We start from the raw sequence: 16,460 nt of genomic DNA, 5'->3' as shown, positions 1-16,460 counted from the left end.
GGTGTTAGGCCGCGCTTGAGGGCGGCACATTTTCGTGTTGGTAGTCGCCTGCGACCAACAGGCGGCGCAGTAGTTTTCCGACCGGGGATTTCGGCAACGCATCGACAAAGACGAAGCGCCGCGGCCGCTTGAAATTCGCCAGGCCCGAGATCCGGCAAAACTGTTCGAGATCCTGTTCACTGACTGGCCCGCGGCGCTTCACAAACGCCGTGACCACCTTGCCCCATCGCTCATCGGCAAGACCGACGACAGCGACTTCGAGCACCGCCGGATGCAGCGACAAGCAGCTTTCGATTTCGACCGGCGAGATGTTTTCGCCGCCGCTGATGATCATGTCGTCGACCCGGCCGGTAACGAACAGGTCGCCGTCGGCGTCGACAAAACCGGTGTCGCCGGTGAAATACCAGCCGTCGCGCAGCGCTTTAGCGTCGGCGTCGGGACGCCGCCAGTAGCCCTCGAACGACTCGTCGCCCGCGAGCAGCGCGATGACCTCGCCCTCCTCATGGGGCTTGGCGAGTTCCGCCGCCGACGTGGCGTTCAGCCTGACCACGCGTATTTGCTGATTGATTCCGGCCTTGCCCGCCGATCCCGGCTTGGCAGGCGCGTTCTGATCGATCGTGAAGGTGTAGATTTCCGAACTGCCGTAATGGTTGACGAACAGATCGGGCCGGAACGCATCGTTCAGCTTCTTCAGCAACCCGTCGGTCATCGAAGCCCCGGCGAAGCCGAGTTTGCGGACGCTTGAGACGTCGGCCGACGCGAACTCCCGGGCGTGGACCAGATCGTGGTAAAGCGTCGGCACCAGATAGAGATTGGTGATCGCCTCCGCCTCGATCAACGCGAGCGCCTGGCTGGCGTCGTAGCGCGGCAAACAGACAAACGTCCCGCCGATCAGCGACATCGCGATCAGCGAGCGGACACCCATGGTGTGATACAGCGGCATCACGCCGAGCGTTCGTTCGCCGCGCCGATAGAGGTTCTGCGCGACGTGGGCGATGCCGGCAGCTCGCTCCGCGCGATGACGCCGCGGCACGCCCTTTGGCCGCGACGTGGTTCCGGAGGTATAGAGCATGACCGACCAGGCGTCGGCGCCGGCACGGGGCACAGCCTCGGCCGCGACCTCCGCCACCATCGCGTCGAATGCCAGGGCGCCGGCCACAGCATTGTCGCCGACGCAGATGCACGGCAGCGCCGGCGGATGCGTCGATGCCTCAACCGCCGGCGCGGACGCGGCCTGATACACGATGGCGCGCGCCTCGGAGTTTTCGAGGCAGAAATCGAGTTCGTCGGCCTTGGCGCGCCAATTCACCGGCGTGATGATGATGCCCGCCAACTGACAGGCCCAATGCAGGGTCGCGGCCGCTTCGCAGTTTTGCAGCACGCTGACGAGATGATCGCCGGGCTTCAAGCCGATGCTTTCAAGCGAAGCGACCAGCGACGAAATCCGCGCATACCATTGCGCGTACGTCAGGCGAACGCTGCCATCGACGATTGCCAGCGCATCGGGATCGCGCGCCACGCTGGCAACAAAGCCGGTTCCAAGATCAAGCATGGGTCGTCTCTCTGCTCACGTCGCCCGCCATTTCCGCCGCCGCCTCCAGCGCCGCGCGTATGATCGGCGCATATCCGGTGCATCGGCAAAGATGGCCGCTCAGAAAATCGCGAATCGTCGCCTCGTCCGGTCGCGGGTGATCGCGCAGCAAACAATCGAGCGACATCAGGATGCCGGCGGTGCAGAAGCCGCACTGAAGCGCATGGTTGCGCTTGAACGCCGCTTGCAGGATGCCGAGACGGCCCGCGGACGGCGCCAGGCTTTCCACAGTGCGCACCTCGCAGCCGTCGACCTGCGCGGCCAGCGTGAGGCAGGCCCGCGCCGGGCTGCCGTCGATGCTGACGGTGCAGGCGCCGCAGACGCCATGCTCGCAGCCGACATGGGTGCCGGTCATTCCGATCTGATGCCGCAGGAAATCGGTCAACAGCAGCCGCGGTTCGGCCTCGCCGGTACATGGCTTGCCGTTCAGCGAGAAGCGGACGGGATGGCGGCGGCCTGCCTGCAATCGGCTCATGGCAGCACCTCCCGCACCAGATCGCGGCCGATCAGGCGCACCAGGTCGCGGCGATACCGCGCGGTGGCATGAACATCATCACGCGCGTCGAGCTCGTAGGCGAACGCATTCAAGGCTTCGTCGAGCGCGCTGCCTTCGAGGCGCGGAAAATCCCGCGCCACCGGCATATCGGCGACGCCGCCGACCGCGAGGCGCACCCCTGCGGCGGTTTGCACCGCCGCCGCGGCGACGATGGCAAAATCGCCGTGACGGCGGGCCACTTCACGAAAGGCACAGCGTTGTTGGGCGGCTGGAAACGAGACGGCTTCGATCAATTCGTCTTCCGCGCGGACCGTCGTCATCATGCCGGCAAAGAACTCCCGTGCCGCGACGCGGCGGCGCCGTTTGGCGCTGCGCAGATGGACCTCGCCGCCGAGCGCTTGCAGGACCAGCGGCAATTCCGCGCTCGGATCGGCATGCGCGATTGATCCGCAGACGGTGCCCCTGCTCCGCGTCTGGGCATGCCCCGTCCACGGCAGCGCCAGCGCGACCAGTTGCAGGCTGCGGCCGAGCTCCGGCCACGCCAGCAACGCGGCCTGCCGCACGCCCGCGCCCACCACGATCGTGTCACCTTTGGCATCGATCCGCGCCAATTCAGGAAGGCGCATGATGTCGATCAGCGTCCTGGGTCTTGCCAGCCGCATGTTGAGCATCGCCATCAGCGACTGCCCGCCGGCGATGATGCGGGCGTCGCTTCCCTCCTGGCGCAGCACCTCCAACGCCTCGTCGAGCGTTTCGGCGCGCACATAGTCGAACGCGGCGGGCTTCATCGGCCGCCTCCGAACAGACGGCGCAGCTTCGCGACAAAGGACCCGCGCGATCGGTTCGGTGCAGCACCGCCCGCCTGGCGCGCCAGCGACGCAAAAAACTGCCCAATGATGACGCGGGCGGCGCCGTCGAGCAGGCGGCCTCCGATGCTGGCCACCTTGCCGCCGATCGCGGCTTCGTAGACGTAGTGGATCGAGGTGCCGCCGCTTGCGGTCGGAGCAAGCGTAATGCGTCCCTCGCCGCCACCGAATCCGAGCCCGCCTTCCGCCGAGCCGCCAAGCGTCACCGCATGCGGCGGGTCGAGATCGGATAATCTCACCTCGGCGCGATACCGTCCCTTCACGGGACCGATGCCCAATGTCACTTCGGCCCGGAAATGCGTATCGGAAAGTTTTTCGACGTGGTGGCATCCGGGAATCACGGCCTGTAGCGTCGCGGGATCCAGCAACATGGCCCAGACGCGCTCGGCGGATGCCGCAACCGTGGCTTGCCCTTCGCCGCGCAGACTGCGGTCACCGGTGCGCTTCGTGTCCGCGGCCCGGCCCGCCGGTGGAGCAGGCTCGGCCCCGCGCACGATGTCCGCGAGTTTCGCCGGCACCAGCGGCAGGTCGATGTCTTTGGTGGCGAGCGCGTCCGCGACCGCATTGGCGATGCAGACCGGCGTCGACATGCAATTGCCCTCGCCGACGCCCTTGGCGCCCAGCGGCGTGAATGGCGACGGCGTCTGCATATGGAGGATCAGCGGATCAGGCACCTCCATGGTGGTCGGCAGCAGATAATCGGCAAAGGTTCCGGTCAGGAAACTGCCGTCCGGCGCGTAGGCAAATTCCTCGTAGAGCGCGGCGCCCAGCGCCTGCGCGAAGCCGCCGCGAATCTGGCCATCGACCATCGCGGGGTGCAGGATCGTGCCGCAATCATGCATGGTGACATAGCGATCGATGCGGGTTTGCAGCGTAACGCGGTCGATCTCGACACCGCAGAAATCGAAAATGAAGCCGTGGCAGAGCGACGAGTTGATATGATCGGCATCGTCAGGCGCGGTCAGTTCGGGCGGGGTCCAGAACACGGTTTCGCGAATGGTTTGCCCGACACCGTCGGGCAGCGCGCCGGGCGACCAATGGCTCAAACCCGCAAGACGCGAGAACGAGACCTTGTTGTCCGGATTGCGCTTCGATCCGACATGGCCCGCGACGAACGCGATATCGTCGACTTCCGTGTTCAACTGGCTCGCGGCGATGCACGCCAGCCGCTGCGCGATGCGTTCGGCGGCGAGCTTGGCGGTGCCGGCCACGGCGGGTGCGAACCGGCTGGCGTAATTGCCCGAGGCGATCGACCAGGCGTCCTTGGTGGTGTCGAGCTCGGTGTTGACCCTGATGTCGGACGGCGTGAGGCCGAATACGTCGGCCACCACCTGCGACAATACGGTGCGATGGCCCTGCCCCTGCGGCACCGAGGAGACATGCACGCTGACACTGCCGACCGGGTCGATCGAGATCGTCGCCGTGGCCTGGGCGCCGTTTTTCGGACCGGCCTTGCGGCGCTCGGCCGGTGTCAGCACGGTCGTGATGTAGCCCATGTTGGACACGCTCGGCTCGACCACCGCGGTGTAGCCGATGCCGTAGAGCCTGCCCTGCGCGCGCGCGGCATCGCGGCGCGCTTTGAGTGCCGCAAGCCCGCCTTCGACGACACCGCGCCGGATCGCTTCCTGATAGTCCCCGGAATCCAACAGCGCCCCGCTCGCGGTGCGATACGGAAAGGCGCCGGCGGCAACCAAATTGCGCCGGATCACATCCAGCGGGTCGAGATTGAGTTCGACCGCGATGCGCTGCACCAGGCGCTCGAGCGCGAAATAGACCTGCGGGCCGCCGAAGCCGCGATTAAGGCCGGTCGGCGTCTTGTTGGTGACGACGACGCGATTGCGGACCTTGAGATGGCGGATGTCATAGGCCCCGGTCAGGTTGCCATGCATCCGATACAAGGTCGCGGGCTCCGGCGCCCTTAAATGCGCGCCGCAATCTTCGACCTGATCCCAGTCGAGCGCGAGTATCCTGCCATCGTCGCTCACTGCGGCGCTGAGCGTGGTGGCGCGATTGGTGGCCGAAACCGATGCGGTCAAATGCTCGAGCCGGTCTTCGATCCATTTGACCGGGCGGTCGGCCGCGCGCGCCGCCGCGGCAATCAGAACGATATAAGGAAAAACCCCCTGCTTGACGCCGAAGCTGCCGCCGGAATCCGGCGGCGTGCGCAAACGCAGACGATTGCCGGGCACCCGTAACGCGCGCGACAGCACCGCATGGATGCTGAAGGGGCCCTGGAAATTGGAGAGCACGTCATAGGCGTCTTCGCCGGCATCATAGTCCGCGACCACGCCGTAGGTTTCGATCGGCGTGCAGGAGTTGCGCGGATAGCGGATATCGATGCTGATGCGATGCGCCGCCGACGCAAAGGCCTGCTCCGGATCGCCATAACGAAACGTCCGGTCGCTGGCGACATTGCCCTTGAATCCGTCATGCAGGACCGGCGCATCCGGACTCAACGCCGCCAGCGGATCGCACACCACGGGACGCGGCCGATACTGCACGTCGATCAGATCGGCGGCGTCTTCGGCCAGGTAACGATCGGTCGCAACGATCACGGCGACCGGTTCACCGACATAGCGCACGCGTCCGACCGCGATCGGCCAGCATTCCACCGGCGCCTTGACCCCGACGACGAGGCTCGTGGTGAGCGACGTCACATCCTCGCCAGTGAGCACCGCGACGACGCCGGGCGATTGTTTGGCCGCCGAGATATCGATCGAGACGATGTCCGCGTGCGCGTGCGGCGAGCGCAGGATCGCGGCATGGAGCGTGCCGGGCCGGACGCCGAGGTCATCGATGAAGCGGCCGCGCCCGGACAATAGCGAGGCGTCTTCGACGCGCGGAATAGACTTTCCGACCCACGTCGATCCCGCTTCGTGATGGTCAAGCAGATGGCCAGCGGCGTCCGCCATCCAGAAGATACTCCCTGCGCGTTTTCAGGAAGCTATCTTCGGCCCACTCCGTCGGAAGCGGCCATACCGGCCGATCTCAGGACTTACCATCCCGTCTCATTTGATCGTCCGCTTGTGCGGCGCAGCATCAATTGGCGAACCGCGACACGCTGCGGAATTCACTGGGGCTGACGCCGGAATGGTTGCGGAAAAACCGCGTGAAATGCGCAGGCTCGGCAAAGCCGAGCTGGCCGCTGATATCGCAGACGTTCGCGCTCTGCGTCAGCACCGCGCCGACCGCCTGCTCCATCCGCACCACGTTCAAATAAACCCTTGGCGGCACACCGACGGTGGATTCGAACAGCCGGAAAAAATGCGCGCGCGATAATCCGGCTTCCTTGGCATAGGCATCGAGCCCGGCGTCGCGCCTGGTCGCGGCCCGCATCGAGGCTGTGACACGACGAATGCGCCAATCGCCCAACCGGGCGTTGGTTTCCCGGATCGACGCCGGGAAACTGCGCCACGGCGTGAAACGCTCGATCACCGCGATCATCAAATCGGACAATGCGACTTCATGCGCGGCGCGTGCCTGCGGTCGCGCCATCATGTCCGCCGCCAGATCCATCGAAAGGCTGCGAATCCGCGGGCTTACGCCCCCGGATGGATGGCTGAAAAAGCCGGGTGCGCCGCTCGCGGCCCAGCCCGGCCGAAAGGCCATCAGCCATTCCGGCTCGATATACAGCGCCAGGATGACCGTGCGCGGCTTGACCGGATCGTGGACGTAGGAATGCGGCTGCCAGCCATTGACCAGCACCGCGGTGTCATCGGTGAGCGGATAGACCGTGTCGCCGACGACAAACGCGGTGTCCGCTCCCTCCACCTTCAGCAGCACATGGCAGTGCGGGTGGGCGTGGCGCACCAGCGGCCGGTCCATATCCAAAAGCGCGACCCTGCCAAAGGCGCCGTGCGCAATCCTCAGCGCTGTCGACATCGCAATCTCTCCCGTAGCGATCTCCGGTTCGCGCCCGCCGTCGATCGATAGATCAATCGCTTGGCTTCGGCGCGCGGCCGTCAATCCCGTTTCCCGATTTCATCTCCTGGCTTCGGCCAGTGTGCTTTTTTGCAGCTAGTTTTTGCAGTCTCCTGCGGTCTCCAGCAGGTAATTTCTTAGCATACAGACCGCAACCTTAGCTCATCCGGTCACCGTCCGCAAAAAGGCCGCCGCCGGATCGTCCCGGAGCTGGTGGGCCAGATCGACGTCTTCGACGCCCTTGACGTGGATGCGCTTGAACTCCATCGGCTCGGTTGCCAGCGGCTTGGTCGCGTCAATTCCCATTTTGGCGCTGACGCCGTCGGCCGAAGACGGATCGAGCTTCGAGCCCTGGGCGCCGGAAACCACGATGAGGTCACGGTCGGCCTGGAACCGGGTCGCAATCGCCCATTCGATTTCGTGGGGATCGTCGATATCGACGTCCATGTCGACCACCACGACCTGCTTGAGGTCATAATGGCCGCCGAATGCGCCCATGATGATGTTCTTGGGCTCGCCGGCGCTGGCCTTCTCGATCTTGACCGCCAGATGATAACGGCAGGTCCCGCCGCGGGTCAGACGCACGTCGCGCACCGAGGGAAAGCTGCGTTGCAAATGGTCCAGCAGGGTTGCTTCGCGCGGAATGGCTCCGAGCAGCAAATGCTCGACCCCGCCGCCCACGATGGTGTGAAAAATCGGATGACGACGGTGCGTAATGGCGTCGACCTGAATCACTTCACGATCGGCGCGCGGGCCGTAATATTGCGGAAACTCGCCGAACGGACCCTCGGGCTCGCGGATCTTTGGCAGGATGCGGCCCTCGATCACGATCTCCGCATGCGCGGGTACGCGAACCCGGTTGGTGCGGCATTTCACCATGTCGACGGCCTGGCCGAGCAGCGCGCCGGCGATTTCCATCTCGTCGCAATCGAGCGCGGCGATCGCCTGCGACGCCAGGATGCAGGCGGGATGTACCCCGATCACCAGCGCAATCTCCAGCGCCTCGCCGGCTTCCTCGGCCATCCGGAAATAATGTTTGGTATGCCGCGGCAGCAACAGGACACCGATGCGGTCGGGACCGCTGACCTGGCAGCGATGGATCGAAACGTTCTGAATGCCGGTGTTCGGATTGCGCGCGATCAGAAGCGCGGCGGTAATATAGGGACCGCTGTCATGTTCATTGTGTTTCGGGATCGGCAATTGCCGGAGCAGATCGACCTCGCGATGAACAATTTCCTGCACCGGCGCGGTGGTGACCTCGACCCAAGGCAGCGGATGGCGAACGGCGTGCTGGAACCGGGCTAGCAACTGGTCGGTCGGAACCTGAAGCGAATCCGCGATCCAGCTCCGATCGGCAAACAGATTTGCCACCACGGGAATGTGGTGCCCACCCGGCTTCGGAAACAGCACGGCCTGCTCCAGCTCGAGCTTTTTCGAAACCGCCGCCACTTCATCGATCAGCGAAACGCCGTCGCGGGCAACCGCGAGCCTGTCCGTTGCAACGAGCTGCTGCAACCAGCTGCGCAAGTCGGGACTGGCGTTGTGACCCGCCGTCGGCGCCGTTATAGGGGCTTCCATGCTGTTCTCCGTGGCGCTTTTGCATTCGTCGTCGCAAATCCGGTCAGGAGATCTCGTCACGCTTGACCGGGCGGCTGCGCAACTCCGGCTGCTCGCCCCAGCGGCTGACCACGCCGACGTCGATATCGAACAAATCGAGCGCGCGACCCACGGTGTGATCGACCATGTCCGCGAGGCTGTCCGGCTTGGCATAAAAAGCCGGGACCGGCGGCGCGATGATCGCGCCCATTTCAGACAGTGCCGTCATGTTCCTGAGATGGCCGGTATGCAGCGGGCTTTCGCGCACCATCAGCAGCAGCCGCCGCCGCTCCTTTAATGTCACGTCGGCGGCCCGCGTCAGCAATGTCGTGGTGACGCCGGTCGCGATTTCGGACATCGAACGCACCGAACATGGCGCGATGATCATGCCCGCGGTGCGGAACGATCCGCTCGAAATCGAAGCCGCCATGTCGTCGATACGATGGTGGGTGTGGGCCATTGCCTTCACATCCGCGATCTTGAGCGTGGTCTCGTAGGCGAATGTGATCTCCGCCGTCGCCGACATCACCAGATGGGTCTCGACGCCGGCATTGCGCAGCAGTTGCAGCAACCGGACCCCGTACATAACCCCCGACGCCCCGGAAATCCCGACGATCAGGCGACGTGGAACGGGCTCAAGGGAGTTCATTGGCGCACCGGTTCCTGTTGCAACGCACCCAACGCGCGACGCTCAGCAGCAGGTCAAACTAGGCGGCAGACGACATCAGAACAAATAATTGATTTTTATCCAAACCATCATCAATAATGATGGCTGATCGCGGTGCGGGAATGAGGCAAGCGGCATGGATCTCAAGCAGATGCAATATTTCCTCTGCCTCGCGCAGGAGGGCAACGTCACGCGCGCGGCGCGCCAGCTCAATATCGTTCAGCCGGCGCTGAGCATGCAGATCGCAAAGCTCGAAAAGTCGCTCGACAAGAAGCTGTTCTATCGCGGCTCCCGCGGCATGTCGCTGACCTCCGCCGGCGAGGCGCTGGCCCAGCGCATTGCGCCGATCATCGTCGACATCGACCGCGTCCGCGACGAGATCGCGCAACTCGATGGCGAGGTGTCGGGCCGGGTCAACATCGGAATGATCACCTCGGCGGCGCAGAGCACGCTGCCGGTGTCGTCGGCTGCGATCGCCGCCAAATATCCCCAGATCCATCTTCTGGTCTGCGAGGGCTATTCGGAGACCATGCTGGAGTGGGTCGCGACCGGGCAGCTCGACATCGCCATCGTCAATACGCCGGCGCCGCGGCTGCCGCCGACCGCGCGTCATATTCTGGATGAAGAGATGATGCTGGCTTACGGCGCCTCGAATAAAGTGGCGTTGCCGAAGGTCGTATCGTTCGACCGGATCGAAAGCCTCGACATCGTGATCCCGTCGCGCCGTCACGGGCTGCGGCGCATCCTGGACGACGCCGCGACCGAGGCGGGCTTCAGCCTGAAACCCCGGCTCGAGATCGACACCCTGTCGGCGATTTGCGAGGTGGTCGCGACCACCAATCTGTTCACCGTGCTGCCCGGCATCGCGCTGCAATCGGCGCTGGCCGCGAACCGCATCAAAGCCCGGCGGCTGCGCAACCCGGCGATCGTCCGCTCGGTAGCCTCCGTGACAAATCCGAGGCGCAACGTCACGGCCGCGATGTCGGCGGTGATGGACATCATCGCCGCGGATTTGACCCAAGCCGCAGCGTCGGCCTCGCGGCTGGTCCGGCGCTGAACGTCTAGATCATCTCTTCCAGTTCAAGTCCACGGGTCTCCTTGACCTTCGCGAGCACGAATACAAACGACAGCAGCGCCATCAGCGTATACGTGCCATAGGCGAGGCCGAGGCTGATGCCTGCGAGCGCCGGAAAGGTCTGCGAGACGATGTAATTGGCGATCCATTGCGCCGCCGCGGCGACGGCAAGCGCATAAGCGCGGATGCGATTGTTGAACATTTCACCGAGCAGCACCCACACCACCGGCCCCCAGCTCACGCCGAAAAACACCACATAAAGGTTGGCGGCAATGACCGCGACCACGCCGGCCGCGGCACCAAGCTGCGGTTCGGCGATGCCCGCGACCATCACGGTTGGCGCGGTGCCGAAAATCCAGCTCATGACGCCCAAGGTCAATGCCATGCCCAGCGAACCGATGATCAGCAGTGGCTTGCGCCCTATTCGATCGACCAGCGCAATCGCAACCAGGGTCACGATAATATTGGTCACGGAGGTGATGACCGTGATGGCCAGGGCGTCGCCCTGCGTGAAGCCGACCGCATGCCAGAGGGTTGCGGAATAGTAGAAGATGACATTGATGCCGACGAATTGCTGGAACACCGACAACAGGATACCGGTCCACACCACGGGGAGCAGGCCGAAGCTGGGGCCGGCCAGATCGCGCAGGCTGCGCCTCCGGTCGTCGCCGACGCTTTCCTCGATCTCGTGGATCTTCTGCTCGACCGGCGACCGATTGCCGCCGAAGCGGCGCAGCACCTCGGCCGCTTCTGCCAGTTGCTTCTTGAGCACCAAATAGCGCGGCGATTCCGGAATCATGGTGGCGAGGCAGGCATAGATGGCGGAAGGAATCGCCGCGGCGATGAACATCCACCGCCAGGCCTGCATCCCGAACCATAGTGGTTTTTCGGCGCCGCCGGCCGCGGTGGCTAATGAATAGTCACCCAGCAGCGCGACGAATATCCCGGTGACGATCGCCAGTTGCTGAAGCGAGCCAAGACGTCCCCGATAGGAAGCCGGCGACACCTCCGCGATATAAGCCGGCGCGATCACGCTCGCCGCGCCGATGGCGGTGCCGCCGACAAAACGGAATACGCTCAACGCCTCGATATTCCAGGCGAGACCCGTACCGATCGAGCTTACGAAAAAAATGGCCGCAGCGATTTCCATGACGGCAATTCGCCCGTAGCGATCAGCAAACGGACCTGCGAACCAGGCACCGACCGCGGATCCCAGAAGAGCGCCGGCCACCGCGAAGCCAAGCAACCAGGAGGCCGCACCCGACCACACCTTGATGGCATCGACCGCGCCATTGATGACGGCGGTATCGAAGCCGAACAGGAAACCGCCCATCGCCGCTGACGCGGCGACAAGCGCGATCCTGCCGATGGCGATGCCGTCCGGCGGTGATCCGGGCGCAGCGGGGCTCTTGCTATCGATGGTCGACATGGGGCGCGTTGACCGATGGCGTCGTTGGATGACGCCGCAGCCAATACGGGTGACCGCAGCATTTGGAACAGTAGTGTAGCACTTCTGGGCTCGGCTTCGTGTTGTGACGGCGCGAAAGCGCGCTATTTTTGCAAGCAAGTCATTAGCGTTGCTGCAATCGATGCCAGCGCCAAAACCACAGCAATCCATTGATACTGCTCTGGTTTTAACAACTTTGGCTACGGACATCGCCATAGCCGCCCCCAGAGACATCGCGGTGCGGTCAGAGGCGCGACTGGCGTAACTACAAGACCAGCAGCAATCCAGAAAATAGCAACATGGTGAGAATGATCCGCCGGAACGACGCTTCATTGACGGAGCGAAAAGCGAAAATCCCCAACGCCGCGCCGGCAAGCAGTGCCGGAATACTGGCGACGAAATCAACCAAGACCTTCGAAGACAAATCATTTTGTAACAGCATCAGCACCAGCGCGAAAATCTGCATAGCAGCAATGAACGGCTGAACCAGCCCGCGCTGCTCAGTTTTCGGCACGCCGTGGATGTCACACCATATGGTCGGTATTGCACCCGGCATTGCCGTTAACCCGCCGACAAAGCCGCCGCCGAAGCCGATTAATGCATTGCGTCCCACATTCATCTGCAGGCGACGAGAAAGCACCGGCCGGAATAACGTGTAAGCTGCATAACAGGCGATGGCGAAACCAAAGCTCTCTCTGAATATCCGCGTGTCTGCAGCTTGCAGCAACCAGACGGCGATCGGAACGCCAAGCAATCCGCCGCCGACCAATACCGAGCTCTGCTTCCAGCAGATACTTTTTCTCAACGCCCAAAGATTCGTGGCCTGCACGGTGATGCTGCAGGCCATCATCAGCGGGACCGCCTCCAGTGGTGGGAGAACGTGCAGGAGAATCGCGCCGGCCACCGCCGAAAAGGCAAAGCCCGCGAGGCCCGAGACGAAGCCGCCGCAAAATACGGCGATACTGAGCAGCCAAAACGACGCAACGTCGCCCATGAGCGAACTCTCCCGGTGGATAAGATCTGGAATAACGGCCTGGCGATTAGTCCCCGGACGACAGTCCGGGCGGCTCGGGCGCTGCCCCGGTGTCGCTCTGGCCCGCGGAGATCAATATCGTGGCCGCAAGGATGTGCAGAATGACAAAGCAGATGGCGATCGTTGCCAGCAGCCAATTCTCGCTTGGTGCCGAAATCTGAAGTTCGCGGTCGGACGACTTTTCACTGAGCGACATTGTCACGTCCTCCAACATCTGACCGAAAGTCAAACTGGTGCCACCTATTGTCGATCAGGTGACGATACTGTCGAAAGGTGCACTCTGCCTGCAGCCGTCGCGAATAATGCAGCGCCTGAAGGAGGCGCCCAAGCGAGCTTTCCTTTCGAGAAGAACTCTCGGAGGCCGCCAATGAATTCACTGAAAATGACGCATCACTCCTGGTTGAAGCTCTGCTGTCAAACAACGGTACGAAGGATGTCGCGATCGACTGAAACATCTTGTGAAACAACAACCCATAGAGCACGCTAGTGAGACCCCGTGCCTTTTCTTCCATGCGCATGACACGAACACCTTATGTGAGTGACTGGATGCGGCTGGAAGTATCGAACGGGACGCCGGGCCACGCTTTAGCGCGAGCTTAACGTGTCCTTATCGTTTCCTTGATTTTTGAAGGGTGTCCTTGATTTCAGGCCCGCGTGCCGGTTGAATATCCACCTCGCCCCTCCTGCGAAGGCATTGTTTTGCTGTATTTATTTGACGATCTCGTTCTCGACACCGACCAGCGGGAATTGCGCCGTGACGGATCTCCGATTCCGTTGCAACCTCAGGTTTTCGACCTCCTCGAGTATCTGATCCGGCACCGAGCCCGGGTGGTGACCAAGGACGATCTGATCGGTGCAATTTGGGGCGGCCGCATCGTCTCGGAGTCAGCGCTCACGACCCGCATCAACGCAGCCCGCACGGGAATAGGCGATTCCGGCGAGGCGCAGCGACTGATCAAGACCTTGCCGCGCAAAGGCGTGCGCTTCATCGGCACCGTGCGCGAAGCAGCCAAGAAGCTCGAGAGCGCAGTCGCACCTCCGAAGGTCGAGAAGATATCCAGCCTGGTGGTCGGCCGGACAGCCCCCTTCGAGACGATCGACCGGATGACGCGGCACGCATTGTCCGGTCAACGGCAAATGGCCTTTGTCACGGGAGAAGCCGGGATCGGCAAGACGGCCTTCATCGCCAAGGCGATCGAGCGATTGACGGAACAGGGCTTCGACCTGCTCTATGGGCGCTGCACCGAACGGTTTGGAACGGACGAAGTCTTCCTGCCACTCATCGATGCGCTGGTGAACCGCTATCGGGCGAACGGCCCGGAACTGATTTCGGCCGTTCGCGCCCACGCGCCCACCTGGATATTGCAATTGCCGGGTGCCATCGACGCATCGGAACGCGCAGCCTTCCAGGATGAAGTGTTCGGTGCGACGCGCGAGCGGATGCTGCGGGAGTTTTGCGATCTTCTGGAAGCGCTGAGCGCCGGCCGCCCGTGGGTCCTCGTTCTCGAAGATCTGCATTGGAGCGACTTCGCGACGCTTGACGTGGTGTCTCGCTTCGCGCGCGGAAACGGCACGGCGCGCGTGCTGGCCCTTTGCTCCTATCGTCCAGCCGACAGCGCCGCGGACGGGCATCCGATCCGTCGCCTGCATCGTGATCTCGAGATTCATGGATGTTGCAGCGAATTGCGCCTCGATCGATTGTCGCACTCGGAGGTCGAGCGCTATCTCGCATTGCGCTTCGACGACGCGGAATTGGCCTCGAGCCTGTCAAAGCCGGTATTCGAGCGGACGCTGGGGCACCCTCTGTTCGTTGCCTCGCTGCTCCAACACCTCATTGACCAGGAGTCGATCGTCGAAATCGACGGCCGATGGCGCCTGTCTTCGCAGGCGGCATTTGCTCGAGATCGCATTCCCGACAGCCTCTTGAACATGATCGGTTATGAGCTCGACCGCCTCACCGACAACGAACGACGTCTGCTCGATGTCGCCAGCGTTGCCGGCGAAGATTTTTCCGCCGCTCTCGTTGCAGCCGGCCTGTCCGATGATGCAATCGATGTTGAACGGGACATCGAAGCGTTGATCCGGAAGGATCATATCCTCGTTCGTTCGGGGGTTTCCGAGTGGCCCGATGGAACATATTCGGGATCCTACGCTTTCCGTCACATTCTCTATCAGAATATCATTTACCAGAATCTGTCGCCGGGGCACCGAACCCAAACGCACAAGCGCTTGGGCAAGAGGCTGGAGGAGGCGCATGCCGGCCATACCCCTGAAATAGCGCCCGCGCTCGCACTTCACTTTGAGCAGGGTCGCGAATTTCCGAGCGCGTTGCGCTACCTCCGGGAAGCGGCAGAGAGCTCGACGGAACGCCTCGGCCATGCGGAGGCCGCAAGCTATCTCACTCGCGCGCTTGGCATACTTGATCGTTTCAATGCTGCCGAGGAATTCCCGGTCCGGGTCGCGCTTCTGCGGCAGCGAAGCTGGGCTCTTCGCTCGTGCGGCGACCTCGTCGGCTCCATCCGTGACCTACGAGACATGATTGCCTGCGCCGAACAGGCGGGCGAGATCAAGCAACAGCTCAACGGCCTCACGGCTGTGAGCAGTCTCTGCTTGCGCGTGGATCGCCACGCCTGCCTTGAGGCCGCTGAAGACGTATTGTCGCGAAGCCAGGCCCTTGCGGACGACACATTCAAGGCTCTCGTCCAGGGCAGCAGCGCGAGCGTCAACCTGTTCCTCAACGGCTGGCGCAAACAGGACGCCGCGCTCTGCGACAGGGCGATCGAGCTGAGTGCGAGTGCCACGAACTATGGCATCTTGATCAGACGCAATGGAATATCCGGCATCGTTGATTGCTGGAGGTCGCGGTACCAGGAGTGCCGCCGCGCCGGCACGGAAGGAAAGCGATTGGCGCGCTTGGCTGGCGACGTTTACACTTTTGTTCTGTTCAACGTTCTTGAATCAATCGCGCTCATTCATCTGGGCGAATGGCGCGAATTGCGCCGTGAAATCACGGCCGGCCTCGAACTGGCCGTCAGGAACGCGAACGGCCCCAGCAGCGCATTGTGCCGGCTGACGCTTGCGTGGCTGCACGTCGAAGCGATGGATTTTGATGGAGCCCGGGAGCTCTGCGAAAGCGTCGACGATAGTCTGCTGGTCGGCGATCAGTCGACGTATTTCCACAAGCGGGCCGTCCTTGCGAAGGCCTATGTCGGCCTGAACGATCCGTCGGGAGCTCGCAGGCAATTTGACGATATTGAGCGCCGCAGGCTTGAAGAAGGCATCGACATCGAATTTACCGCTGCGACGCAGGTGTATCATTGCCTCGGCGAATATTACTTGCAGGTTGACGACTTTACGCAGGCTCAGAGCTGTGCACGCCAGCTCCACGACTATGTGGCATCGGCTCCAGATCTGAATCACCTGGCCCAGGCCCACGGACTGCTCGCGCGTACGGCGCTTGGCTTGGGTGATTCAGCGGAGGCTCAGGTGCAGCTGTCCCGCGCGCTCGAGATCGTCGACAATGCCGACTTCCCGATCGCTTCCTGGCGCGTGTACCGCACGGCCGCCGAGATCTTCGCGAAGTACGGAGACGTCGACAGGGCAGCGACGTATCGCTTGCGATTTGTCGAGACCGTCCGAAGGCTCGCGCAAAATTTCGAACCCGAGGATCGCCTGCACAAAAGCTTGCTCGCTGTGTTGGCAGCGCGAACAGCGCAACTGGAAGCGATGACCTCGCTGCCTTCGCGGCTCGCTTAGCCGGAAGCGCCG

General features: G+C 63.0%; 12 protein-coding genes. 2 read left to right on the top strand and 10 right to left on the bottom strand.

Features of this window, described 5'->3' with window-relative positions; translation table 11 throughout:
• Window positions 1–4 precede the first annotated feature (4 nt).
• The 7 genes from GSQ88_RS04465 to GSQ88_RS04435 all read right to left on the bottom strand — a co-directional run bounded on the left by GSQ88_RS04465 (window position 5) and on the right by GSQ88_RS04435 (window position 9,119).
• Window positions 5–1,552, bottom strand: coding sequence for an AMP-binding protein (locus tag GSQ88_RS04465; RefSeq protein WP_159006184.1), 1,548 nt, complete (start codon window positions 1,550–1,552; stop codon window positions 5–7).
• Window positions 1,545–2,066 carry a (2Fe-2S)-binding protein gene (locus tag GSQ88_RS04460; RefSeq protein ID WP_159006183.1) on the bottom strand — a complete coding sequence of 174 codons (522 nt, stop codon included), beginning with the start codon at window positions 2,064–2,066 and terminating at the stop codon, window positions 1,545–1,547. The genes GSQ88_RS04465 and GSQ88_RS04460 overlap by 8 nt, the downstream gene beginning before the upstream one ends.
• Window positions 2,063–2,875 (bottom strand): FAD binding domain-containing protein, encoded by an 813-nt coding sequence (locus GSQ88_RS04455; RefSeq protein ID WP_159006182.1) that lies wholly within the window; start codon window positions 2,873–2,875, stop codon window positions 2,063–2,065. The genes GSQ88_RS04460 and GSQ88_RS04455 overlap by 4 nt, the downstream gene beginning before the upstream one ends.
• Window positions 2,872–5,865, bottom strand: a complete 2,994-nt coding sequence (locus GSQ88_RS04450) for a xanthine dehydrogenase family protein molybdopterin-binding subunit (protein ID WP_159006181.1) — start codon at window positions 5,863–5,865, stop codon at window positions 2,872–2,874. Before GSQ88_RS04450 ends, GSQ88_RS04455 begins: the two co-directional genes overlap by 4 nt.
• Before the next feature lie 127 nt (window positions 5,866–5,992).
• The gene (locus GSQ88_RS04445) at window positions 5,993–6,835 is read right to left on the bottom strand and encodes an AraC family transcriptional regulator (RefSeq protein ID WP_159006180.1); all 843 of its coding nucleotides are present in this window, start codon (window positions 6,833–6,835) and stop codon (window positions 5,993–5,995) included.
• 201 nt (window positions 6,836–7,036) lie between these two features.
• A complete protein-coding gene (locus tag GSQ88_RS04440) occupies window positions 7,037–8,452 on the bottom strand; it encodes a UbiD family decarboxylase (RefSeq protein WP_159006179.1) in 1,416 nt (471 codons plus the stop codon).
• A 43-nt stretch (window positions 8,453–8,495) separates the two neighbouring features.
• Window positions 8,496–9,119 carry a UbiX family flavin prenyltransferase gene (locus GSQ88_RS04435; protein WP_159006178.1) on the bottom strand — a complete coding sequence of 208 codons (624 nt, stop codon included), beginning with the start codon at window positions 9,117–9,119 and terminating at the stop codon, window positions 8,496–8,498.
• Window positions 9,120–9,273: 154 nt separating this feature from the next.
• On the opposite strand from GSQ88_RS04435, the gene GSQ88_RS04430 reads away from it, so the two are divergent.
• Window positions 9,274–10,194, top strand: coding sequence for a LysR family transcriptional regulator (locus GSQ88_RS04430; RefSeq protein ID WP_159006177.1), 921 nt, complete (start codon window positions 9,274–9,276; stop codon window positions 10,192–10,194).
• A gap of 4 nt (window positions 10,195–10,198) precedes the next feature.
• Here the strand turns inward: GSQ88_RS04430 and GSQ88_RS04425 are convergent, their stop codons facing one another.
• From GSQ88_RS04425 to GSQ88_RS04415, 3 genes are read right to left on the bottom strand one after another with little or no spacing between them, the layout of a single operon-like run.
• Window positions 10,199–12,034 carry a sugar porter family MFS transporter gene (locus GSQ88_RS04425; RefSeq protein ID WP_210253744.1) on the bottom strand — a complete coding sequence of 612 codons (1,836 nt, stop codon included), beginning with the start codon at window positions 12,032–12,034 and terminating at the stop codon, window positions 10,199–10,201.
• On the bottom strand, window positions 11,925–12,653 hold the full coding sequence (locus GSQ88_RS04420) for a sulfite exporter TauE/SafE family protein (RefSeq protein ID WP_159006176.1): 729 nt from the start codon (window positions 12,651–12,653) through the stop codon (window positions 11,925–11,927). Before GSQ88_RS04420 ends, GSQ88_RS04425 begins: the two co-directional genes overlap by 110 nt.
• A 46-nt stretch (window positions 12,654–12,699) precedes the next feature.
• The gene (locus GSQ88_RS04415; RefSeq protein WP_159006175.1) at window positions 12,700–12,888 is read right to left on the bottom strand and encodes a hypothetical protein; all 189 of its coding nucleotides are present in this window, start codon (window positions 12,886–12,888) and stop codon (window positions 12,700–12,702) included.
• A 503-nt stretch (window positions 12,889–13,391) separates the two neighbouring features.
• Here GSQ88_RS04415 and GSQ88_RS04410 point away from each other — a divergent pair.
• Complete coding sequence (locus GSQ88_RS04410; RefSeq protein ID WP_159006174.1) at window positions 13,392–16,448, top strand: AAA family ATPase; 3,057 nt, start codon at window positions 13,392–13,394, stop codon at window positions 16,446–16,448.
• The last annotated feature ends 12 nt before the right edge of the window (window positions 16,449–16,460 follow it).

It is taken from the genome of Bradyrhizobium sp. S69 (assembly GCF_009766005.1).
GTDB lineage: Bacteria > Pseudomonadota > Alphaproteobacteria > Rhizobiales > Xanthobacteraceae > Bradyrhizobium.
This window is presented reverse-complemented; position numbering and strand designations above follow the sequence as displayed.

Bases quoted from the DNA above. Each gene is read 5' to 3' on its own strand.
- GSQ88_RS04465 (WP_159006184.1), bottom strand. From the start codon at position 1,552: ATGCTTGATCTTGGAACCGGCTTTGTTGCCAGCGTGGCGCGCGATCCC.
- GSQ88_RS04460 (WP_159006183.1), bottom strand. From the start codon at position 2,066: ATGAGCCGATTGCAGGCAGGCCGCCGCCATCCCGTCCGCTTCTCGCTG.
- GSQ88_RS04455 (WP_159006182.1), bottom strand. From the start codon at position 2,875: ATGAAGCCCGCCGCGTTCGACTATGTGCGCGCCGAAACGCTCGACGAG.
- GSQ88_RS04450 (WP_159006181.1), bottom strand. From the start codon at position 5,865: ATGGCGGACGCCGCTGGCCATCTGCTTGACCATCACGAAGCGGGATCG.
- GSQ88_RS04445 (WP_159006180.1), bottom strand. From the start codon at position 6,835: ATGTCGACAGCGCTGAGGATTGCGCACGGCGCCTTTGGCAGGGTCGCG.
- GSQ88_RS04440 (WP_159006179.1), bottom strand. From the start codon at position 8,452: ATGGAAGCCCCTATAACGGCGCCGACGGCGGGTCACAACGCCAGTCCC.
- GSQ88_RS04435 (WP_159006178.1), bottom strand. From the start codon at position 9,119: ATGAACTCCCTTGAGCCCGTTCCACGTCGCCTGATCGTCGGGATTTCC.
- GSQ88_RS04430 (WP_159006177.1), top strand. From the start codon at position 9,274: ATGGATCTCAAGCAGATGCAATATTTCCTCTGCCTCGCGCAGGAGGGC.
- GSQ88_RS04420 (WP_159006176.1), bottom strand. From the start codon at position 12,653: ATGGGCGACGTTGCGTCGTTTTGGCTGCTCAGTATCGCCGTATTTTGC.
- GSQ88_RS04415 (WP_159006175.1), bottom strand. From the start codon at position 12,888: ATGTCGCTCAGTGAAAAGTCGTCCGACCGCGAACTTCAGATTTCGGCA.